This window comes from Streptomyces sp. NPDC005004, assembly GCF_053600675.1.
Window position 1 is genome coordinate 25181 of sequence record NZ_JBSGAH010000011.1, and the last position, 20403, is coordinate 45583.

The 20403-nt window shown below is 70.6% G+C and carries 19 protein-coding genes and 1 riboswitch; of the genes, 13 read left to right on the top strand and 6 right to left on the bottom strand.

Features of this window, described 5'->3' with window-relative positions:
- Positions 1 to 32 precede the first annotated feature (32 nt).
- A complete protein-coding gene (locus ACWEEU_RS17375) occupies positions 33 to 1913 on the bottom strand; it encodes a hypothetical protein (protein ID WP_451733203.1) in 1881 nt (626 codons plus the stop codon).
- A 92-nt stretch (positions 1914 to 2005) separates the two neighbouring features.
- Positions 2006 to 2215 carry a hypothetical protein gene (locus ACWEEU_RS17380; protein WP_451733206.1) on the bottom strand — a complete coding sequence of 70 codons (210 nt, stop codon included), beginning with the start codon at positions 2213 to 2215 and terminating at the stop codon, positions 2006 to 2008.
- Between the two features lie 130 nt (positions 2216 to 2345).
- Between ACWEEU_RS17380 and ACWEEU_RS17385 the strand changes: the two genes are divergently transcribed.
- On the top strand, positions 2346 to 3320 hold the full coding sequence (locus ACWEEU_RS17385; protein ID WP_385743949.1) for a carbohydrate kinase family protein: 975 nt from the start codon (positions 2346 to 2348) through the stop codon (positions 3318 to 3320).
- A 69-nt stretch (positions 3321 to 3389) separates the two neighbouring features.
- Here the strand turns inward: ACWEEU_RS17385 and ACWEEU_RS17390 are convergent, their stop codons facing one another.
- The gene (locus ACWEEU_RS17390) at positions 3390 to 4766 is read right to left on the bottom strand and encodes a cysteine desulfurase/sulfurtransferase TusA family protein (RefSeq protein ID WP_385743951.1); all 1377 of its coding nucleotides are present in this window, start codon (positions 4764 to 4766) and stop codon (positions 3390 to 3392) included.
- 298 nt (positions 4767 to 5064) lie between these two features.
- Between ACWEEU_RS17390 and ctaC the strand changes: the two genes are divergently transcribed.
- The 4 genes from ctaC (at position 5065) to ACWEEU_RS17410 (ending at position 9556) form a co-directional block, all read left to right on the top strand.
- On the top strand, positions 5065 to 6024 hold the full coding sequence (ctaC, locus tag ACWEEU_RS17395) for an aa3-type cytochrome oxidase subunit II (RefSeq protein WP_451733210.1): 960 nt from the start codon (positions 5065 to 5067) through the stop codon (positions 6022 to 6024).
- Positions 6021 to 7751: an aa3-type cytochrome oxidase subunit I gene (ctaD, locus tag ACWEEU_RS17400; protein ID WP_385743953.1), complete on the top strand. Its 1731-nt coding sequence runs from the start codon at positions 6021 to 6023 to the stop codon at positions 7749 to 7751. The genes ctaC and ctaD overlap by 4 nt, the downstream gene beginning before the upstream one ends.
- Positions 7748 to 8146 (top strand): cytochrome c oxidase subunit 4, encoded by a 399-nt coding sequence (locus tag ACWEEU_RS17405; protein WP_018545535.1) that lies wholly within the window; start codon positions 7748 to 7750, stop codon positions 8144 to 8146. The genes ctaD and ACWEEU_RS17405 overlap by 4 nt, the downstream gene beginning before the upstream one ends.
- A 144-nt stretch (positions 8147 to 8290) precedes the next feature.
- On the top strand, positions 8291 to 9556 hold the full coding sequence (locus ACWEEU_RS17410) for a L,D-transpeptidase (RefSeq protein WP_385743956.1): 1266 nt from the start codon (positions 8291 to 8293) through the stop codon (positions 9554 to 9556).
- Positions 9557 to 9613: 57 nt separating this feature from the next.
- On the opposite strand, the gene ACWEEU_RS17415 is transcribed toward ACWEEU_RS17410, so the two are convergent.
- Entirely contained in the window at positions 9614 to 10015 is a 402-nt protein-coding gene (locus ACWEEU_RS17415; protein ID WP_199583407.1) for a response regulator transcription factor, read from the bottom strand.
- A 145-nt stretch (positions 10016 to 10160) separates the two neighbouring features.
- On the opposite strand from ACWEEU_RS17415, the gene ctaE reads away from it, so the two are divergent.
- The 6 genes from ctaE (at position 10161) to ACWEEU_RS17445 (ending at position 17264) form a co-directional block, all read left to right on the top strand.
- Positions 10161 to 10781, top strand: a complete 621-nt coding sequence (gene ctaE, locus ACWEEU_RS17420) for an aa3-type cytochrome oxidase subunit III (RefSeq protein WP_385743959.1) — start codon at positions 10161 to 10163, stop codon at positions 10779 to 10781.
- A gap of 62 nt (positions 10782 to 10843) precedes the next feature.
- Positions 10844 to 11656: a cytochrome bc1 complex diheme cytochrome c subunit gene (gene qcrC / locus ACWEEU_RS17425; protein ID WP_385743961.1), complete on the top strand. Its 813-nt coding sequence runs from the start codon at positions 10844 to 10846 to the stop codon at positions 11654 to 11656.
- Positions 11653 to 12711, top strand: coding sequence for a cytochrome bc1 complex Rieske iron-sulfur subunit (gene qcrA, locus ACWEEU_RS17430; protein ID WP_385743963.1), 1059 nt, complete (start codon positions 11653 to 11655; stop codon positions 12709 to 12711). Before qcrC ends, qcrA begins: the two co-directional genes overlap by 4 nt.
- The gene (gene qcrB / locus ACWEEU_RS17435; protein WP_385743965.1) at positions 12708 to 14345 is read left to right on the top strand and encodes a cytochrome bc1 complex cytochrome b subunit; all 1638 of its coding nucleotides are present in this window, start codon (positions 12708 to 12710) and stop codon (positions 14343 to 14345) included. Before qcrA ends, qcrB begins: the two co-directional genes overlap by 4 nt.
- 165 nt (positions 14346 to 14510) lie before the next feature.
- Positions 14511 to 15575 carry an anthranilate phosphoribosyltransferase gene (gene trpD, locus ACWEEU_RS17440; RefSeq protein ID WP_385743967.1) on the top strand — a complete coding sequence of 355 codons (1065 nt, stop codon included), beginning with the start codon at positions 14511 to 14513 and terminating at the stop codon, positions 15573 to 15575.
- Between the two features lie 82 nt (positions 15576 to 15657).
- Positions 15658 to 15774: riboswitch (SAM riboswitch) on the top strand.
- 149 nt (positions 15775 to 15923) lie between these two features.
- Entirely contained in the window at positions 15924 to 17264 is a 1341-nt protein-coding gene (locus ACWEEU_RS17445; RefSeq protein ID WP_451733219.1) for an aminotransferase class V-fold PLP-dependent enzyme, read from the top strand.
- Between the two features lie 329 nt (positions 17265 to 17593).
- On the opposite strand, the gene ACWEEU_RS17450 is transcribed toward ACWEEU_RS17445, so the two are convergent.
- Together ACWEEU_RS17450 and ACWEEU_RS17455 are read right to left on the bottom strand one after the other, a co-directional pair.
- Positions 17594 to 17875 (bottom strand): Lrp/AsnC family transcriptional regulator, encoded by a 282-nt coding sequence (locus tag ACWEEU_RS17450; RefSeq protein ID WP_018545545.1) that lies wholly within the window; start codon positions 17873 to 17875, stop codon positions 17594 to 17596.
- Complete coding sequence (locus ACWEEU_RS17455; protein WP_385743970.1) at positions 17872 to 18615, bottom strand: rhomboid family intramembrane serine protease; 744 nt, start codon at positions 18613 to 18615, stop codon at positions 17872 to 17874. The genes ACWEEU_RS17450 and ACWEEU_RS17455 overlap by 4 nt, the downstream gene beginning before the upstream one ends.
- Positions 18616 to 18768: 153 nt before the next feature.
- On the opposite strand from ACWEEU_RS17455, the gene ACWEEU_RS17460 reads away from it, so the two are divergent.
- Positions 18769 to 19008 (top strand): hypothetical protein, encoded by a 240-nt coding sequence (locus ACWEEU_RS17460; RefSeq protein ID WP_014672226.1) that lies wholly within the window; start codon positions 18769 to 18771, stop codon positions 19006 to 19008.
- 44 nt (positions 19009 to 19052) lie between these two features.
- Positions 19053 to 20396: an NYN domain-containing protein gene (locus ACWEEU_RS17465; RefSeq protein ID WP_385743972.1), complete on the top strand. Its 1344-nt coding sequence runs from the start codon at positions 19053 to 19055 to the stop codon at positions 20394 to 20396.
- Positions 20397 to 20403: the final 7 nt, after the last annotated feature.

Sequence of the window (20403 nt, forward strand, 5' to 3'; positions counted from 1 at the left end):
GCCTCGCGCGTTCCCGCTCCTCGGCGCGGGGACTACTTCTCGGGGCGGGCGAGCGACTCCGCCTCCGGCACGCGTCCGCCGTCCTCCGTGACGACCGTCCGTCCGGCGAGCGGCGCGTCGAGCCGTACGGTCTCGGCGAACTCCTTCGCCATCAGCACGCACACCTTGCCCGGCCGGGGCCGCTCGGTGACCGACACCGTGACCCGCCCGGCGCTCTCCTTCGCGGCCGCGCGGTGGTCGGCGCAGACACCGCCCAGGAAGCGGACGGTCAGCTCACGGCCGTGCGCGCTGTAGGCCCCGACCTTCACCGACCGCTCGCTCCCCGCCGAGCCCGACGGCGCCGCGGTGGTGAGGTACTTCGGGTCCACCGCCGGGTACGTCACCGTGAACGTGCCGCGCGCCGCCGTACCCCGCACCTGGTACAGCCACGACGGCACCAGCGCCTCCCGGCCGTTCACCGCGTGCGCGGCGAGCCCGAACACCGCCTTCTCCACGGTCAGCCGGTCACCCTTCGGCACCGCCGGGGACGCGCCCGTCCCGCACGGCTGCTCCAGGCGGTCCTTCAGCGGTTCCGGCGTCGCACAGCCCCCGATGCCCATCCGATGCCCCTCCGGCTGCGCCGAGTTGAGCAGCGCGAGGGTCCTGTCCGCGCTCAGTACGGGGTATTCGGCGCCCTTCGCCGGTACGGCCAGCATCCCGTGCCCGCCGACGATCTCGCCCCGCTCGTCCACGGTCAGCCCGGTCGTCCAGCCGTAGGTGGGCAGCCCGCCCACCACCGGATCCGCGTTCACCACCCGCCGGGCACCCATGACCTGGCTCGCGTCGCTCTTCGCGTCGTCCTGCCCGAGCGCCTTGAGCACCGGCGCGACCACCCGGCGTGCCTTCGCCACACTCACCGCGTCGGCGGCCGGGGCGACCGGGTCCTGCGCGCACACGTCGGCCTTGGGGCAGTTGTCGGTGCCGGGTGTGTACCGGCTGAACGACCACCCCCCGGCCGCACCCCCGTCCACCCGCAGCACCGGCTCCCCGGCGCGCCCGCCGACCCGCCATCCCTCCCCGTCCGCCACCGGCGTCCCGTCGACCTTCAGCGCCCGCGCCAGCCGCGCCACCGCGTCCTTCCCGACGGCGCCCTCCGGCGCGTGCACCGCCGCCACCCCCGGGCCGTCCGGCAGCTTCCCGTCGGCCACGTACCGCACGCCGTACGGATTCGGCTCCCCGGGCGCGATCCCCGCGGCGCTGCCTCCGTCCAACGCGAGCGGCGGGGGAGTCGCCCCCGGTCCGGCCGACCCGGGCCCACCGTCCGCCCCGACCCCGGCGGCCAGCCAGGCCCCACCGCCCCCGAGCGCCAGCACGGCGGCGGCCACGGAGGCGACGATCAGCGCGGTACGGGGGCGGGGCGGGGGAGCGGGTTCATCCGAGTGGGGCGCGGCCGGGCGGGTGGTTCCGCCCGGGGTCCCGGTGTCCAGGGTGGGGGGTGCGGGGCGCGGAGCCTCGGCAGCCGCCGCGCTGCCCGCCGCCTCCGGCTTCCCTGCCGCGCCGGTGTCCGCCGCCTCCGGTTCCGCACCGGCGCCCGCTGTCCCGGACGGCGTCGCTGCGGCTGTCGCGTCCGCCGCCTCCGCCGCCTCCGGCGCCGCCGCCACGCTCGCGCCCGCCGCGTCGGGCTCCGGGGCCACGCCGGTGTCCGGTGCCTCCGGCTTCGTCGCCGCGGTCGGCGCCGCCGCCGTGCCGGTCCGCGCGCCCCCGTCCGCCGACCCCGACTCCGCCGCCGCGCCGGTGTCCGCCGCCTTCGGCTCCGTGCCCGCAGCCGGGCCGGGCGTCGCACCCCCGCGCTCGTCCGCCCGCCGATCCGCCGCAGGCTGCTCCGCGTCTTCGGGGTCCGGGACGTTGACGTCCTCAGGTCGCTCGGGGTTCACCGCATCGCTCCTCGCCGGTCCGTGCCCCGTGTCGCGGGGGCGCCGGTGGGACGTGGGTGGGGGGCGCGCGGTTCCCTGTCGTGCGCCCCGGCTCAGTCGCCGTAGTCCGGCATGGCGTCGACCAGGCGGGCCGAGCGCGGCGGGACACGCACCCCGTGGATCGCGGAGGGCGCGACCGGACGGGCGGAGGGGTCCGTCGAGGCGGGCCAGTGCGGGGCCATCCGGGCGGCCTCGCCGCGCAGGGCGGCGAGGCCGCCGTCGAGGTCCGCCGGGGTGGGGGAGTCGCCCCTGAGGTTCGTCATGCCCGCACCGTAGGCACGCGGGTGGCGGTGAAGAAAGATCTACTATCGGGTAGTTTTCCCCGCTTCAGTGCCCGCCCGGAACCGGGTAGCGTGAACTGTCACCTCCCCTTCCGCCAGGAGAACGCCCGTCGTGCGTATCGCAGTCACCGGCTCCATCGCCACCGACCACCTCATGACCTTCCCCGGCCGCTTCGCCGACCAGTTCGTCGCGGACCAACTGCACACGGTCTCGCTCTCCTTCCTGGTCGACAACCTGGACGTCCGCCGGGGCGGCGTCGGCGCGAACATCGCCTTCGGCATGGGCCAGCTCGGCACCCGTCCGATCCTGGTCGGCGCCGCGGGCTTCGACTTCGACGAGTACCGCGCCTGGCTGGAGCGCCACGGCGTGGACACCGAGTCCGTCCGCATCTCCGAGACCCTGCACACCGCCCGCTTCGTGTGCACCACGGACGCCGACCACAACCAGATCGGCTCCTTCTACACCGGCGCCATGAGCGAGGCCCGCCTCATCGAGCTGAAGACGGTCGCGGACCGCGTCGGCGGTCTGGACCTCGTCCTGATCGGCGCCGACGACCCGGAGGCGATGCTCCGCCACACGGAGGAGTGCCGCTCCCGCGACATCCCCTTCGCCGCCGACTTCTCCCAGCAGATCGCCCGTATGGAGGGCGAGGAGATCCGGATACTGCTGGACGGCGCCACGTACCTGTTCTCCAACGAGTACGAGAAGGGCCTCATCGAGGCCAAGACCGGCTGGACCGACGAGCAGATCCTCGCCAAGGTCGGCCACCGCGTCACCACCCTCGGCTCGCGCGGCGTCCGCATCGAGCGCGTCGGCGAGGACCCGATCGAGGTCGGCTGCCCCGAAGAGGAGCGCAAGTCCGACCCGACCGGCGTGGGCGACGCCTTCCGCGCCGGCTTCCTCTCCGGCCTCGCCTGGGGCGTCTCCCTGGAACGCGCGGCCCAGGTCGGCTGCATGCTGGCGACGCTCGTCATCGAGACGGTCGGCACCCAGGAGTACCAGTTGCGGCGGGCGCACTTCATGGACCGCTTCACCAAGGCGTACGGGGACGACGCGGCTGCCGAGGTTCGCGAGCACCTGGGCTGAGTCCGGGTGCCTCGACGGGTCCGCGGGCTACCGCGGGTCCGTCGAGGCCGGCCCCCCTCACGCTCCCGGTCAGCTCAACCGGCGCACGACGTACGCCGTACCCCGGGGTGCCGCCTCCTCGCCCACGTACTCCTGCCCCCGCATCTCGCACCACGCCGGGATGTCGAGCCGGGCCGCCTCGTCGTCCGAGAGCACCCGTACCGTGCCGCCCACCGGCACGTCCCCGATGACCTTGGCCAGCTCGATGACCGGGATCGGGCACCGCTTGCCCAGCGAGTCCACGACCAGCTCCGCCGCGCGCACCGACGTCTCCGGCGCCGGCGCCCCCAGTTGCTCCCGGACCCGCGCCACCGCGCCGGGCAGCACGTCGAGGAAGCGCTCCACGTCCTCCTCCGCCACGCCCGGCGGCAGCGACACGCGGACGTTGCCCTCGCTCAGCACCCCCATCGCCTTCAGCACATGGCTCGGCTCCAGCGTGCCGCTCGTGCACGAGGACCCCGAGGAGACGGCGAAACCCTCCCGGTCCAGCTCGTGCAGCAGCGCCTCGCCGTCCACGTAGAGGCAGGAGAAGGTGACGATGCCCGGCAGCCGCCGTACCGGATCGCCCACCACCTCCACGTCCGGCACCGACCCAGGCACGCGCGTGCGCACCCGCTCTGTCAGCTCCCGCAGCCGTGCCGCCTCCGCGTCCGCCTCGGCCCGTACGGCCCTGAGCGCGGCCACCGCCGCGACGATCGCCGGGATGTTCCCGAAGTCGGCCGTACGCCCCGACCGCCCCTCCTCGCGCGGCCCTTGGGGCTGGAACCGCACCCCCTTGCGCACCACGAGCAGCCCCACCCCGGCGGGCCCGCCCCACTTGCGCGCACTGGCGGTCAGCAGCGACCAGTCGCCCTCGACCGCCCCCCATCCCAGCGACTGCGCGCCGTCCACCAGCAACGGCACCCCCGCCGCCCGGCACAACTCGGCCACCTCCGCCACCGGCTGCACGGTCCCCACCTCGTGATTGGCGGACTGAAGACACGCCAGCGCGGTGTCGGCCCGCAGCGCGTCCCCGTACGCGCTCGCGGAGACGGCACCCCCGCGGTCGACGGAGACCCGACTCACCGACCCCCCGTCGGCCTCCCATTCCTCCGCCGAATGGAGTACAGAGGAATGTTCGACCCCTGACACGATCAGGTGACGCCCCGTCCGCCGCCGCCCCGCCAACGCCCCCGCGATCCCCTGCCGAACGGCCTCGGTCCCGGAGGCGGTGAACACCACCTCGTCAGCCCGGCACCCCACCGCCTCCGCGGCCGCCTCCCGGGCCGCGTCCACCAGCACCCGAGCCCTGCGCCCCGCCCGGTAGACCCGCCCGGGATCAGCCCACCCCTCCTCCAAAGAGGCGACCAGAGCCTGCCGGGCAACGGGATGAAGGGGCGCGACGGAAGCGGCGTCGAAGTAGCTCACAGGCTCAACGTTAGAACGCCGGGCGCGCTGCGAAAGGGGCACGGGGAACCGCACGAACGGCCCACCACATACCCGCACACACCCCCAAATCGCAACAAGCCACGGCGATTAGGCCCCCACACCCACCCCTCGAAACGAACCGGCGACGCGTATGCCCCCCTCCCCGCGAACCGCCGGAGGCCGTCGGCTAGGGTTTGGTCCGCATAAACATCCAAACCCCTGCCCGACGCAGGGCGGCGACCGACCAGCGAGAAGGCCGCAGCCGACCGCGCGGGCGAGACTCTCGGGAAGGCGCTACGTGAGTCCCAACGGCTCCGACCGCTCGCCGCGGCGCCCGATGCGGCGGAAGCTGCTGCAGGCACTGACCGCGGGCCTGGTCCTGGCGACCGCCACCGGTTGCACATACAAGGACTTCCCCCGCCTTGGTATGCCCACCCCGACCACGGAAGAGGCTCCCCGCATCCTCTCCCTGTGGCAGGGCTCCTGGGCCGCCGCGCTCGCTACCGGCGTGCTGGTGTGGGGCCTGATCCTGTGGAGCGTCATGTTCCACCGGCGCAGCCGCACCAAGGTCGAGGTTCCGCCGCAGACGCGGTACAACATGCCCATCGAGGCGCTGTACACGGTGGTCCCGATCATCATCGTCTCCGTGCTGTTCTACTTCACGGCACGCGACGAGTCGAAGCTCCTCAGCCTGGAGAAGAAGCCCGACGTCACGGTCAACGTGGTCGGCTTCCAGTGGAGCTGGGGCTTCAACTACATCGAGAACGTCCCGGGCTCCACCGGGAACGCCAAGACCGACCCGAACCTGGCCGCCATTCCGGACCGGTTCACGAAGGCATTCCCGGCGAACGCCGGTGGTGTCTACGACGTCGGCACCCCGGGTACGCGGAACCCGCAGACCAACAATCCCGGTCCGACGCTCTGGCTGCCCAAGGGCAAGACCGTCCGCTTCATCTTCACCTCGCGTGACGTCATCCACTCCTTCTGGGTGGTGCCGTTCCTGATGAAGCAGGACGTCATCCCGGGTCACACCAACGCCTTCCAGGTGACTCCCAATCACGAGGGCACCTTCCTCGGCAAGTGTGCCGAGCTGTGCGGCGTCGACCACTCCCGGATGCTGTTCAACGTGAAGGTCGTCTCCCCCGAGCGGTACGAGCAGCACCTCAAGGACCTCGCCAAGAAGGGGCAGACCGGTTACATTCCCGCCGGCATCGCGCAGACGAGCCACGAGAAGAACCGGGAGACGAACAACCTGTGAGCATCCTCAACGAACCCCAGGGTGCCGCCGCAGCCGACGCGTCCGATAGCGAGCTGCTGGTCAGGCGCAAGGAGCCCGGCAATGTCGTGGTGAAGTGGCTGACGACCACCGACCACAAGACGATCGGCACGCTCTACCTCGCGACGTCGTTCGCGTTCTTCCTCATCGGTGGTGTGCTGGCGCTCATCATGCGCGCCGAGCTGGCCCGTCCGGGTCTGCAGATCGTCTCCAATGAGCAGTTCAACCAGGCGTTCACGATGCACGGCACCGTGATGCTGCTGATGTTCGCGACGCCGCTGTTCGCCGGTTTCGCGAACTGGATCATGCCGCTGCAGATCGGCGCGCCCGACGTGGCGTTCCCGCGGCTGAACATGTTCGCCTACTGGCTCTACCTGTTCGGCTCGCTCATCGCGGTGGGCGGCTTCCTCACCCCGCAGGGTGCGGCCGACTTCGGCTGGTTCGCCTACTCCCCGCTGTCGGACGCGGTCCGTTCGCCGGGTGTCGGCGCCGACATGTGGATCATGGGTCTGGCCTTCTCCGGCTTCGGCACGATCCTCGGTTCGGTCAACTTCATCACCACGATCATCTGCATGCGCGCTCCGGGCATGACGATGTTCCGTATGCCGATCTTCGTGTGGAACGTCCTGCTGACCGGTGTGCTGGTCCTGCTGGCCTTCCCGGTCCTCGCGGCCGCGCTGTTCGCCCTGGAGGCGGACCGCAAGTTCGGTGCCCATGTCTTCGACGCCGCCAACGGCGGGGCATTGCTGTGGCAACACCTCTTCTGGTTCTTCGGCCATCCAGAGGTGTACATCATCGCCCTACCGTTCTTCGGCATCATTTCCGAGATCATCCCGGTGTTCTCGCGCAAGCCGATGTTCGGCTACATGGGCCTGATCGCCGCCACGATCGGCATCGCCGGTCTGTCCGTGACCGTGTGGGCGCACCACATGTACGTCACCGGCGGTGTGCTGCTGCCGTTCTTCTCCTTCATGACGTTCCTCATCGCGGTCCCGACCGGTGTGAAGTTCTTCAACTGGATCGGCACGATGTGGAAGGGCTCGCTGTCCTTCGAGACGCCGATGCTCTGGACGACCGGCTTCCTGATCACCTTCGTCTTCGGTGGTCTGACCGGTGTCATCCTGGCCTCGCCCCCGATGGACTTCCACGTCTCCGACTCTTACTTCGTGGTGGCGCACTTCCACTACGTGGTCTTCGGTACGGTCGTCTTCGCGATGTTCGCGGGCTTCCACTTCTGGTGGCCGAAGTTCACGGGCAAGATGCTGGACGAGCGCCTGGGCAAGATCACCTTCTGGACGCTGTTCATCGGCTTCCACGGCACCTTCCTGGTCCAGCACTGGCTGGGCGCCGAGGGTATGCCCCGCCGCTACGCCGACTACCTGGCGGCCGACGGCTTCACCGCCCTGAACACGGTCTCGACCATCGCGTCGTTCCTGCTCGGCCTGTCGATCCTGCCGTTCCTCTACAACGTCTGGAAGACGGCCAAGTACGGCAAGCCGGTCGGCGTGGACGACCCGTGGGGCTACGGCCGTTCGCTGGAGTGGGCGACCTCCTGCCCGCCCCCGCGGCACAACTTCCTCACCCTGCCGCGGATTCGCAGCGAATCCCCGGCGTTCGACCTGCACCACCCCGAGATCGCCGCGCTGGAGCAGCTTGAGCACGCCGGTCACGGCGCCGCCATCGCGGGCAGCAAGGAGGCCGGCAAGTGAAGATCCAGGGCCGGATGTTCATCTGGCTGAGCTTCTTCGTCCTGATCATGGCCGTCGTGTACGGCGTGTGGTCGAAGGAGCCGGCCGGCACCACGGCGCTCTTCCTGGCCTTCGGCCTGTGCATCATGATCGGCTTCTACCTGGGCTTCACCGCCCGGCGGGTCGACGCGGGCGCGCAGGACGACAAGGAGGCCGACGTCTCGGACGGCGCGGGCGAGCTGGGCTTCTTCAGTCCGCACAGCTGGCAGCCGCTCTCCCTGGCGGTCGGCGGCGCCCTGGCCTTCCTCGGCATCGCCGTCGGCTGGTGGCTCGTCTACTTCGCCGCGCCGATCATCCTGGTCGGTCTGTTCGGCTGGGTCTTCGAGTACTACCGCGGTGAGAACCGCACCCAGTAGGACACCCCGTAACACAGCGCCGAGCGCACCGGGAGCCCGGACACTCCGTCAGGAGGGTCCGGGCTCCTCCGTTTGCCGCAGTGTCCGTCCCTCGTCCGAGGTACGCGCCGCGCCCCGGGACTTTTCGCCTCATAACGTAATCACATGAATCACTCTGCGCGGACCCGCACTGTCGTCAGTTGCACCCTGCTGGTGGCCGCCCTCGGCGCGGGCGTCACGGGCTGTGGCTCGGGCGGCAACGCGGCCCTGGCGACCAAGCCGTACGACGCGGCGGGCCAGATCTCCTTCACCGGCCCCACCGAGGCGGGCAAACGGGTGGACCCGGACAAGCCCCTGGAAGTCACCCTGAAGAGCGACGAGGGCCGGATCACGGACGTCACCGCCCGGGACGCCACAGGGCGCTATGTGACGGGCGAACTCGCCGCCGACGGCGGCCGGTGGCACAGCACCTCCCCGCTGGCCGCCAACGCCCATTACACGGTCCAGGTCAGCACCGAGGACGACGACGGCGCGCCCGGCCGCAAGGTCCTCACCTTCGACACGACCAAGGCCACGGGCAAGAAGACCCTGGGCGTCACCTTCGGGCCCCAGGCGGGCGAGTACGGAGTGGGACAGCCGATCACCGTCCAGCTGGACCAGGAGATCAAGGACAAGGCGCAGCGGGCCGTCGTGGAGCGGGGCCTCAGGGTCGATTCGGTGCCCGCCGTGCGGGGTTCCTGGTACTGGGTCGGCGACAAGGAACTGCACTACCGGCCCAAGGAGTACTGGCCCGCCCACGCCACCATCCAGGTGCACAGCAACCTGGACGGCATCAAGATCAACGACAAGCTGTCGGGCGGCAAGACCAAGGACCTGAAGATCACCACGGGGGACCGGGTCGAGGCCATCACCGACGCGGCCACCCACCAGTTGACGTTCTACAAGAACGGCAAGGAGATCAACCAGATCCCGATCACCACCGGAAAGCCCGGCTTCGACACCCGCAACGGCGTCAAGGTGATCCTGGAGAAGCAGTACCTCGTACGGATGCGCGGTACCACGGTCGGCATCGCCGAGGGCAGCTCCGACTCCTACGACCTGCCGGTCTACTACGCCACCCGGGTGACCTGGTCCGGCGAATACGTCCACGCCGCGCCCTGGTCCGTCGGCTCACAGGGGTACGCCAACGTCAGCCACGGCTGCACCGGCATGAGCACCTCCAACGCCGAGTGGTTCTTCGACCACGTACGCGCCGGCGACGTCGTCAAGGTCGTCAACTCCAACGGCCATGCCATGGAGCCCTTCGGCAACGGCTTCGGCGACTGGAACCTGGACTGGAAGAAGTGGAGCGCGGGCAGCGCCCTGAACGGCGGCGGCGGTGCCCCGGCCAACCCGCAGGACTCGGTGCGGCTGCACCCCGCGGCGGCCTGAGTGGCGACGCGGGAGCCGTACGGCCCGCCTGAGCGGCTCCCGCGTCCCCGGGGCGCCTCAGGCGCTCTGCAGGCGGCGCCGGCGCAGCAGGGAGGCCAGGGACTCGGCGAACTCCATCGGGTCGACCGGCAGCGTCACAGCCGCGTCCGCCCGGCTCCAGGTGGCCAGCCAGGCGTCCTGGGGACGGCCCATCAGCAGCAGGACGGGCGGGCAGTCGAAGACCTCGTCCTTGAGCTGGCGGCACAGCCCCATGCCGCCCATCGGCACCGCCTCGCCGTCCAGCACGCACACGTCGATGCCGCCCGCGTCCACCGCGCGGACCGCTGCCTCGGGCGTCGCGCACTCGACGAACTCGACTCGGGGCACGTCCGGAGCCGGGCGGCGACCGGTGGCCAGCCGTACCTGTTCCCGGGTGGTGGAGTCGTCGCTGTACACCAGCACGGTGGCGGTCGGCTGCATGGTTCCTCCGAGACGTCGGCGTCGTACGGACGGGCCTTTCCGGGCCGGATGTTACTCCGCCGGACACCGCGTCAACACCGGTACGACAAGCACGGACACTCCGAACGGCACCCCCGGAGTGAGGGCGAGATAAGCGACCGACATAATGTCGGTCGTGGCGACAGCAACGACAGTAGAAACCGGGCACGCGCACCCGTCGGTCAATCGGCCGAACCTCACCAGCGTCGGAACCATCATCTGGCTGAGTTCCGAGCTGATGTTCTTCGCGGCCCTCTTCGCGATGTACTTCACCCTCCGGTCCGTGACCGGAGCGGCGCACTGGAAGGAGATGGCGCACGCGCTCAACGTGCCCTTCTCCGCGACGAACACCACGATCCTGGTGCTCTCCTCGCTCACCTGTCAGCTCGGCGTGTTCGCTGCCGAGCGCGGTGACGTGAAGAAGCTCCGCGCCTGGTTCGTCCTCACCTTCATCATGGGTGCGATCTTCATCGGCGGGCAGATCTACGAGTACACCGAGCTGGTGAAGAAGGACGGGATCTCCCTGTCCTCCGACCCGTACGGCTCGGTGTTCTACCTGACCACCGGCTTCCACGGCCTGCACGTGACGGGCGGTCTCATCGCCTTCCTGCTGGTACTGGGCCGTACCTACGCGGCGAAGCGGTTCACCCATGAGCAGGCGACCGCCGCCATCGTCGTGTCCTACTACTGGCACTTCGTCGACGTGGTCTGGATCGGCCTCTTCGCCACGATCTACTTGATCAAGTAGCGGGGACCGTTCCCGCACATCCAGAAGCACCGACGCAGAAGATCCTGACACCGGGGTAATCCGTGAAAAAGCTCTCCTCACGACGACGCCATCCGCTGGCGGCGGTCGTCGTCCTACTCCTCGCGCTGGCGGCAACTGGGGGGCTGTACGCCGCGTTCGCACCCGCGAGCAAGGCCCAGGCCGATGAAACCTCCCAGTCCCTGACCATCAAGGAGGGCAAGAAGCTCTACGAGGTCGGCTGCGCAAGCTGCCACGGCACCGGTGGCCAGGGCTCCTCCGACGGGCCCAGCCTGGTCGGCGTCGGCGCCGCGGCGGTCGACTTCCAGGTCGGCACCGGCCGTATGCCGGCCTCGACCTCCCAGATGGCCCAGATCCCGCGCAAGAAGACCATCTACACCCAAGCCCAGATCGACCAGCTCGCCGCGTACGTCGCGTCGCTGGGCGCCGGCCCGAGCGTGCCCACGAAGGAGCAGTACGGCCCGGAAGGCGCCGACATCGCCCAGGGTGGCGAGCTGTTCCGCACCAACTGCGCGCAGTGCCACAACTTCACCGGCAAGGGCGGTGCCCTCACCAAGGGCAAGTACGCCCCGAGCCTCGAGGGTGTCGACCCCAAGCACATCTACGAGGCCATGCAGACCGGCCCGCAGAACATGCCGTCCTTCCCCGACACCACGATGACGGAGAAGAACAAGAAGGACATCATCGCGTACCTGCACGCGGTCAACGGCAGCGAGACCGTGAACCCGGGCGGTCTGGAGCTGGGCGGCCTCGGGCCGGTCAGTGAGGGCCTGTTCGCCTGGATCTTCGGCCTCGGCGCGCTGATCGCGGTAGCCGTCTGGGTCGCCGCTCGGACCGCAAAGGCCAAGAAGTCATGAGTAGCCAAGACAATTCTGAAGAGAACCTGCCCGCTGAGCAGGACCACGCGCACGGCGCGGTAAGCGTCGCGGACGAGAAGAACCCGTTCGCCGACCCGGGGCTGCCGCCCCACGAGCACCGGATCCAGGACATCGACGAGCGGGCCGCCGACCGGTCCGAGCGCGCGGTCGCCCTGCTGTTCACGATCTCGATGCTGGCCACCCTCGGCTTCATCGCCTCGTACGTCACCATCCCGCGTGACAAGGCGATCTTCGTCTTCCCGATCGGGCACATCAGCGCGCTGAACTTCGCGCTGGGTCTGACCCTCGGTACGGCGCTGTTCTGCATCGGCGCGGGCGCCGTCCACTGGGCGCGCACCCTGATGTCGGACGTCGAGGTCGCCTCCGAGCGTCACCCGATCGAGGCCTCTCCCGAGGTCCGCGCGAAGGTCTTCGAGGACTTCCGCGAGGGTGCCAAGGAGTCGGGTCTCGGCCGTCGCAAGCTGATCCGCAACACCATGTTCGGCGCGCTGGCCCTGGTGCCGCTCTCCGGCGTGATGCTGCTGCGCGACCTCGGCCCGCTGCCGCACAAGTCGCTCCGCCACACGCTGTGGGCGAAGGGCAAGCTCCTCGTCAACGTGAACACCAACGAGCCGCTGCGTCCCGAGGACGTGGCCGTGGGCTCGCTGACCTTCGCCAAGCCCGAGGGCCTGGAGGAGACCGACGAGGACTTCCAGAACCAGATCGCCAAGGCGGCCCTGATGATCATCCGGCTCCAGCCGGAGAACATCAAGGACAAGCAGGAACTGGCGTGGTCGCACGAGGGCATCGTCGCCTTCTCCAAGATCTGCACCCACGTCGGCTGCCCGATCTCCCTGTACGAGCAGCAGACGCACCACGTGCTGTGCCCGTGCCACCAGTCCACCTTCGACCTCTCCGACGGCGCCCGGGTGATCTTCGGTCCCGCCGGTCACGCCCTGCCGCAGCTTCACATCGGCGTGAACGACGAGGGTTACCTCGAAGCGCTCGGCGACTTCGCGGAGCCCGTCGGTCCTGCATTCTGGGAGCGCGGATGAGTACTGCGAACAACGACGCTTCCCGCTCGGGCGGGAAGGCTCCGGCCGGCGAGCGCATCGCCGACTGGGCCGACGGCCGGCTGGGGATCTACTCCCTGGCCAAGGCCAACATGCGCAAGATCTTCCCCGACCACTGGTCGTTCATGCTCGGCGAAGTGTGCATGTACAGCTTCATGATCATCATCCTCACGGGTGTGTATCTGACGCTGTTCTTCCACCCGTCGATGAACGAGGTGGAGTACCACGGCAGTTACGTCCCGCTCCAGGGACAGCTCATGTCGGAGGCGTTCAGCTCCACGCTGCACATCTCCTTCGACGTGCGCGGTGGTCTGCTCATCCGGCAGATCCACCACTGGGCCGCGCTGATCTTCCTCGCGGGCATGTTCGTGCACATGATGCGCGTGTTCTTCACCGGCGCGTTCCGCAAGCCGCGTGAGGTCAACTGGCTGTTCGGCTTCCTGCTGTTCGTCCTCGGCATGTTCACCGGTTTCACCGGTTACTCGCTCCCGGACGACCTGCTCTCCGGCACCGGTGTGCGCTTCACCGAGGGCGCGATCCTGTCCATGCCGATCGTCGGCACGTACATCTCGTTCTTCCTCTTCGGCGGCGAGTTCCCGGGTCACGACTTCGTGGCGCGGTTCTACTCGATCCACATCCTGCTGCTGCCGGGCATCATGCTCGGGCTGATGGTGGCTCACCTGATCCTGGTCTTCTACCACAAGCACACGCAGTTCGCGGGTCCGGGGAAGAAGGAGACCAACGTCGTCGGTATGCCGCTGCTGCCGGTGTACATGGCGAAGGCCGGAGGCTTCTTCTTCCTGGTCTTCGGTGTCATCGCGGTCATCGCGGCGATCGCGCAGATCAACCCGATCTGGGCGATGGGCCCCTACCGCCCCGACCAGGTCTCCACGGGCGCCCAGCCCGACTGGTACATGGGCTTCGCCGAGGGTCTGGTCCGCTACATGCCGGGCTGGGAGATCAACTTCTGGGGCCACACGCTGGTCCTGGGTGTGTTCATCCCGCTGGTGCTGTTCGGTGTCGTGCTGATGGCCATCGCGGTCTACCCGTTCATCGAGTCCTGGGTCACCGGCGACAAGAGCGAGCACCACATCCTGGACCGCCCGCGCAACGCCCCGACCCGTACCGCGTTCGGTGTCGCCTGGGTCACGGTCTACATGATCGGTCTGGTCGGCGGTGGCAACGACCTGTGGGCCACCCACTTCCACCTGTCGATCAACGCCGTGACCTGGTTCGTCCGCATCGGCTTCTTCGCGGGCCCGGTGATCGCGTTCATCGTCACCAAGCGGATCTGCCTCGGCCTCCAGCGCCGCGACAAGGAGAAGGTGCTGCACGGCCGCGAGACCGGCATCATCAAGCGCCTGCCGCACGGTGAGTTCATCGAGGTGCACGAGCCGCTCAGCCAGGAGCAGCTCCACACCCTGACGGCGCACCACCAGTACGAGCCGGCCGAGATCGGCGCGACGGTGGACGAGAACGGCGTCGAGCGCAAGGTGACGGCGTCGCAGCGGCTGCGCGTGAAGCTGTCCAACGCCTACTACGGCGAGGACAACCAGATCCCGAAGCCGACCGTCGAGGAGTACAAGGAGATCACGAGCGGCCACGGCCACCACTGATCCCCGCGTCGCCACAACGCACGAAGGGCCCCGTCCGATGGGGTACCCCCTGCTCCTTTGAGCTTGGGGGACCGGGCGGGGCCCTTCGCCCTGTTCGGGCTGGATAGGGTGGGGGTGGGCACCCGCGTGCCCCACGAACGAGGACTTTTCACACAGGAGCGGCTGATGAGCGCTGTGACCCCCGCTGGAGGCGACACCGCGGCGGGCCGTTCCTGGCCTGCCGTACTGAACTCCCTGCTGGAGGGCGAGGACCAGAGCGCCGACGCGACCGCCTGGGCGATGGACCGGCTCCTGCGCGGCGAGGCGACCGACGCCCAGATCGCCGGGTTCCTGGTCGCGCTGCGCGCCAAGGGCGAGACCGTCCAGGAGATCACCGGCATCGTCCGGGCGATGTACGACCACGCGAACACCATCGAGGTGCCGGGCCGGACCGTCGACATCGTCGGCACCGGCGGCGACGGCGCGAAGACCGTGAACATCTCCACGATGTCCTCGATCGTGGTCGCGGGCACCGGCGCGAAGGTCATCAAGCACGGCAACCGCGCCGCGTCCTCCGCCTCCGGCTCCTCCGACGTGCTGGAGAAGCTCGGCGTCAATCTGGAACTGAGCCCGGGGCGGGTGGCCGAGGTCGCGGAGGAGGCGGGGATCACCTTCTGCTTCGCGATCAAGTTCCACCCGGCGCTGCGGCACGTGGGCGCCGCGCGCGGCCAGCTCGGCATCCGTACGGTCTTCAACGTCATCGGCCCGCTGACCAACCCGGCCCGGGTGCGGGCGCAGGCGGTCGGCGTCGCCAACCTCGCCATGGCGCCCATCGTGGCGGGCGTCTTCGCCGAGCGGGGCAACTCCTCCCTGGTCTTCCGGGGCGAGGACGGTCTCGACGAGCTGACGACGACCTCGCCCTCACGGGTGTGGATCGTGCGCGAAGGCAAGGTCACCGAGGAGGTCTTCGACCCGCGTGACGTCGGCGTCGAACTGGTCCCGGTGGACGCCCTGCGCGGCGGCGACCCGGCGTACAACGCGGAGGTCGCCCGCAGGCTCCTCGGCGGCGAGACGGGACCCGTACGGGACGCGGTGCTGCTGAACTCGGCGGCCGCGCTGGTGGCCCTGGACCCGACCGGGGCGCCCCTGGCGGACCAGTTGCGCGACGGCATGGCCCTGGCTGCGGAGTCCATCGACTCCGGGGCGGCCGGGCGGACGCTGGAGCGGTGGGTGGCGGCGACGAACCGCTGAGGTGCCGACGTGACGTGACCGGCGTCCCGCGATCCGGACGCCGGTTGCGTGAACCGTCCCCCTCCCGCTAATTTTTCGATCAGGTCACGAGTGACAGCCAACAGGCCCCGGCCGGCTGTCCGGCAACCCTCCGTCCGTGGCGGGGTGCCCCGGGTGAGGACCAGGCCGTAGGCAGCGAGGTCTACGGCAAGCGCGGTCGAGGGAGCCTTCCTTGAACAAGCGAATGCGTTAGGGCTGTCGAGCCCCGCCTCCGCACGCCCTTTCTCTTCTTCTCTCCGAGTCGTCGCGTGCCGGGACTTGTCGTACCCGCGTGCCGACTCCGGGCTTCCTCAAGGGAGTTGACTCCTCATGTCCGTGCTCACCGCTGCCCCCGCCGTCCTCGCTCCGCTGCCCGTCCTCGGGTGCGGGGTCACCGTGCCGCTCGTGACCGGCGGCGAGGTGGAGTACGCCGCGCTCGACTACGCGGCCAGTGCCCCCGCCCTCCGGCGCGTCTGGGACGACGTGGCCGCCTACGCGCCGTACTACGGCAGTGTCCACCGCGGCGCCGGGCATCTGTCCCGGCTCTCCACCGAGCTGTTCGAGAACGCGCGCCGTACGGTGGCCCGCTTCCTGGACTGCCGTGGCGACGACCAGGTGGTGTTCACCCGCTCGACCACCGACTCGCTGAACCTGCTGGCGCGTGCGCTGCCCGCCGGGTGCGAGGTGTTCGTCTTCGAGACCGAGCACCACGCGGCGCTGCTGCCCTGGCCGGAGGACCGGGTCACCGTCCTCGCCGCGCCCCGCGGCCCCGAGGCGGCCGTGGCCGCGCTGGAGCGGGCCCTCGCCGTACGGGACACCGGCGCCCCGGCGCTGGTCTGCGTCACCGGCGCCTCGAACGTCACCGGGGAGCTGTGGCCGGTGCGCGAGCTGGCGGCGACGGCCCACGCCCACGGCGCCCGGATCGTCCTCGACGCGGCACAGCTGGCCCCGCACCACCCGGTGAGCGTGCGGGAGCTGGACGTGGACTGGGTGGCCTTCTCCGGGCACAAGCTGTACGCGCCCTTCGGCTCGGGGGTGCTGGCCGGGCGCTCCGACTGGCTGACGGCTGCGGAGCCGTACCTCGCGGGCGGTGGGGCGAGCCGCCGGGTCGTACGGGGTGCGGACGGCCGCGTCGAGGTGGAGTGGCACGAGGGCGCCGCCCGGCACGAGGCGGGGTCCCCGAACGTCATCGGCGCCTACGCGATCGCCTCCGCCTGCACGGCGCTGACCGAGGCGGGTCTCGACCGCCTGGCCGAGCGGGAGGCGCTGCTGATCCACCGGGTGCGCGAGGGGCTGGCCGAGGTGCCCGGCGTCCGCGTCCTGTCCCTCTTCGGGGACGACGCCCCGCGCGTCGGGGTGCTCTCCTTCGTGGTGGCCGGCTGGAACAGCTCCCACCTCGCCGCCGCCCTCTCCGCCGAGTACGGCATCGGCGTCCGCGACGGCCTCTTCTGCGCCCACCCCCTCGTCCGCACCCTGCTCGACGGCACCCCCGACACCCCCACCGCCTGCGACACCCCCGACACCCCCCTGAACGCGGTCCGCGTCAGCTTCGGCGCGGGCACCCCCGAGGAGCACGTCGACCGCTTCGTACGGGCCGTGCGAGAGCTGGTCGAGCACGGCGCGCGGTGGCGCTACCGCACGGAGAACGGCCACTGCGTCCCGGAGGACTGAGCGACGCCCCGGGGGCGGGTCCGGTGGAGGCGGGACGACGGCCGACCGCGCCCGCGCCCCCCGGGGGTTCGGCGCCCCGAGGCGGCCGACGGCCCGCGCCGGCCGGGCAGGGGGGTACGGGCGCGCGGGCCGATCACGTTCGCGCGGGGCATCCCCGGGCGGGTGACGGTCCGTGCCGGACATTCCTCCGGCTCGGTCCCGGCGGGGGAGGCGGCGGCCGATCGCGATCCCGTACAGGTCGGCCCTTGTGGGGGCGGCGGCGGCCCTCCGGCTCCCGGCCGGGCACTCAGGCGGAGGTGAACCGCCGAACCGCCGAGCCGCCGGAGGGGCTAGTTGTCCAGGCCGATCGCGAACGCCGCTTCCAGGTCGTGCTGGGAGTAGGTGCGGAAGGCGACGTGGGTGTCGGTGGCCTCCACGCCGGGGATCTTGCTGATGCGGGCCGGGATGACCTCGGCGAGGTCTTCGTGGCGGGCGACGCGGACCATGGCGATGAGGTCGTAGGTGCCGGTGACGGAGAACACCTCGCTGACGCTGTCCAGGGCGGCGATCTGCTCGGCGATCTCCGGAATCCGGTCCACGCTGGTCTTGATCAGGACGATCGCGGTGATCACGGCTGGTTTTCTCCCTCGGACGCCGAAGCCGGAACGGCCTTCACTCTAGCTCTCCGCCCGTACCGCACCCACGCGTAGCCGAAGCCCAGGCAGAAGCCGACCACGTGGGCGAGGTAGGCCACCCCGGGTCCCTCGGGCGCGCGGGAGGCCGCGAACCACTGGAGGCCGGCCCAGAACGGCAGCACCACCCAGGCCGGGAAGCGCAGCGGGAGGAAGAGGAGAAAGGGGAGCAGACTGGTGACACGGGCACGTGGAAAGAGGTGCAGGAAGGCGCCGAGCACCGCCGAGATCGCCCCGGAGGCCCCCACCAGGGACTGCTCGGAGGTCGCGTTGGCGAGCGCGTAGCCGAGCAGGGCGAGATAGCCGCAGCCGAGGTAGAACAGCGTGAACTCGACCCGGCCCATCCGTTCCTCGGTCATGACCCCGAAGACGAGGAGGAAGAGCATGTTGCCGAGCAGATGCACCCAGCTCCCGTGCACGAACAGCGCCGTGGCCGGGGTCAGCGCCTCCCGCGCCGGCGCGGCGAACAGCTCGGCCGGGATCACGCCCCAGTGCCGGAAGTACGCCCGCTGCGCCGCCGGCAGCGCCTCCCCGGTGCCGTACGCCCGGGTCAGACCCGAGGCCGGGCCCAGCACGAAGAGCAGACAGCACAGGGCGATGAGGCCGTACGTCATCGGGGCCGGGGCGCTCCGGGCCGCTCGAAAGGACCGCCCCGCACCCGCACTCCACTCTCTGATCATGAATACAGAGCATGACGTAACCGGACGCACTGGTACACACCGCCTCGCCGCCGTGGACGGACGGGCGACGGATGCCCCGCAGGCCGTAGGGTTACGAGCCACACGCGTCGGTGAACGGCGCGCACCGATCCGAGAAGGAAGCGAACAGCCACGATGACGGTTCCCCTGCCGACCGCCACGACGCGATGGCGCTGCACTCTCTGCGGCAACCTCACCCGCTTCGACGTGACCCGCTCCTCCAAGGTCGTCGAGTACGTCCATCTCGACCTGGCCGGGGAACCCACCGTGGAGGAGCGCGAGGTGGTCAGTGAGACCATCGAGTCGGTCCGCTGCCGCTGGTGCAACGCGGTGGATCAGGTGGAACTCGTGGACAGGCCGGGCGCCGGCTCCTGAGCGGAGCGGGCCGCGAAGACAGCAGAGGCATTGGGGTGTGACGGATGGTGGAGACCGGGGGCGGGGGGCCGGACGACGGCACCGCCGAGGTGCTTGACCGTCCGCTGCCCGACGGCGTGCGCCGACGGGTCGTCCAGATCGTCTCGGACGCCTTCGGCTCGCTGACCGTGGCCGAACTGCCCGCTCAGCTACGGCAGTACGCCCGCTTCGCCCCCAACCGCCGCGCCAAGTTCGCCGGCAACGCGATGGCCGCCGCCCTGGAGACGGACCGGGTGTTCCGGCAGCGGATCGGGGAGCGGTACAGAGAGGCGCAGCCGGAGCTGTCCGGCGCCCTGGACTCCGGCTCGCCGCCTCCGGCCGCGGACCCGCTCGACGTGGCGGCCGCGGCCTATGTGCTGCGCCCCACGGGCTGGGTCAAGCTGGTCACGGCGGCCGGTGAGGAGGCCCAGCGCGCGGACGCGGAGCGGGCCGACGAGGAGAGCCGGGCCGAACTGGAGCGGCTGCGCGAGGAGTTGGCGCACGCCCGCGAACACACCCGCGCCGAGACCGAACGGCTGCGCACCGAGCTGGACTCGGCCCGCAAGGAGACCGAGTCGCTGCACCGCAAGCTGCGTTCGGCGCTCAGTGACGTCAAGCGCGGGGAGGCCGCGCTGCGCAAGGCGCGGGCCGAGACGGACGTCGCGCGCGCCGAGGCGCAGACCCAGGTGTCCGCGGCCGAGAGCGAGTCCCGGCGCCTGAAGGCCCGCCTCGGCGAGGCGGAGGCGGCCCTGGAGGCCACCCGCCGGGCCGTCCGCGAGGGTCGCAGCGTCGAGGACATGCGGGTGCGGCTGTTGCTCGACACCCTGCTGGAGTCGGCCCAGGGGCTGCGCCGGGAACTGGCGCTGCCGCCGGTGTCCGTGCGCCCGGCCGAGACCGTGGACGCGGTGGAGCCGGGCCGGATGACCCCGAAGGACATCGCGGCCCGCGCCCTGTCGGAGCACGACCCCGCGATCCTCGACCAGTTGCTGGCGCTGCCGCAGGCGCATCTGGTGGTCGACGGCTACAACGTCACCAAGACCGGCTATCCCCAGATGCCCCTGGAGAAGCAGCGGCTCAGACTCCTCGGCCAGCTCTCCGCGCTCGCCGCGCAGACCGGCGCCGAGGTCACCTGTGTCTTCGACGGCGCCGAACTGGTGGCACCGGTGCTGCTCGCGCCGCCGCGCGGGGTCCGGGTGCTGTTCTCCAAGCCGGGCGTCACCGCCGACGAGCTGATCCGCCAGCTCGTGCGGGCCGAGCCGCCGGGCCGCCCGGTGATCGTCGCCTCCACGGACCGCGAGGTCGCCGACGGAGTCGCGCGCTCCGGCGCCCGCCCCGTGGCCTCTGCGGTACTTCTCAAGCGGCTGTCCTGAAGGGCGC

What these genes read in the sequence shown, in the direction of transcription:
- ACWEEU_RS17380 (WP_451733206.1), bottom strand. Translation starts at nt 2,215, where the DNA reads ATGACGAACCTCAGGGGCGACTCCCCCACCCCGGCGGACCTCGACGGC.
- ACWEEU_RS17410 (WP_385743956.1), top strand. Translation starts at nt 8,291, where the DNA reads ATGAATCACTCTGCGCGGACCCGCACTGTCGTCAGTTGCACCCTGCTG.
- ACWEEU_RS17415 (WP_199583407.1), bottom strand. Translation starts at nt 10,015, where the DNA reads ATGCAGCCGACCGCCACCGTGCTGGTGTACAGCGACGACTCCACCACC.
- ctaE (WP_385743959.1), top strand. Translation starts at nt 10,161, where the DNA reads ATGTCGGTCGTGGCGACAGCAACGACAGTAGAAACCGGGCACGCGCAC.
- qcrA (WP_385743963.1), top strand. Translation starts at nt 11,653, where the DNA reads ATGAGTAGCCAAGACAATTCTGAAGAGAACCTGCCCGCTGAGCAGGAC.
- qcrB (WP_385743965.1), top strand. Translation starts at nt 12,708, where the DNA reads ATGAGTACTGCGAACAACGACGCTTCCCGCTCGGGCGGGAAGGCTCCG.
- trpD (WP_385743967.1), top strand. Translation starts at nt 14,511, where the DNA reads ATGAGCGCTGTGACCCCCGCTGGAGGCGACACCGCGGCGGGCCGTTCC.
- ACWEEU_RS17445 (WP_451733219.1), top strand. Translation starts at nt 15,924, where the DNA reads ATGTCCGTGCTCACCGCTGCCCCCGCCGTCCTCGCTCCGCTGCCCGTC.
- ACWEEU_RS17455 (WP_385743970.1), bottom strand. Translation starts at nt 18,615, where the DNA reads ATGATCAGAGAGTGGAGTGCGGGTGCGGGGCGGTCCTTTCGAGCGGCC.
- ACWEEU_RS17460 (WP_014672226.1), top strand. Translation starts at nt 18,769, where the DNA reads ATGACGGTTCCCCTGCCGACCGCCACGACGCGATGGCGCTGCACTCTC.
- ACWEEU_RS17465 (WP_385743972.1), top strand. Translation starts at nt 19,053, where the DNA reads ATGGTGGAGACCGGGGGCGGGGGGCCGGACGACGGCACCGCCGAGGTG.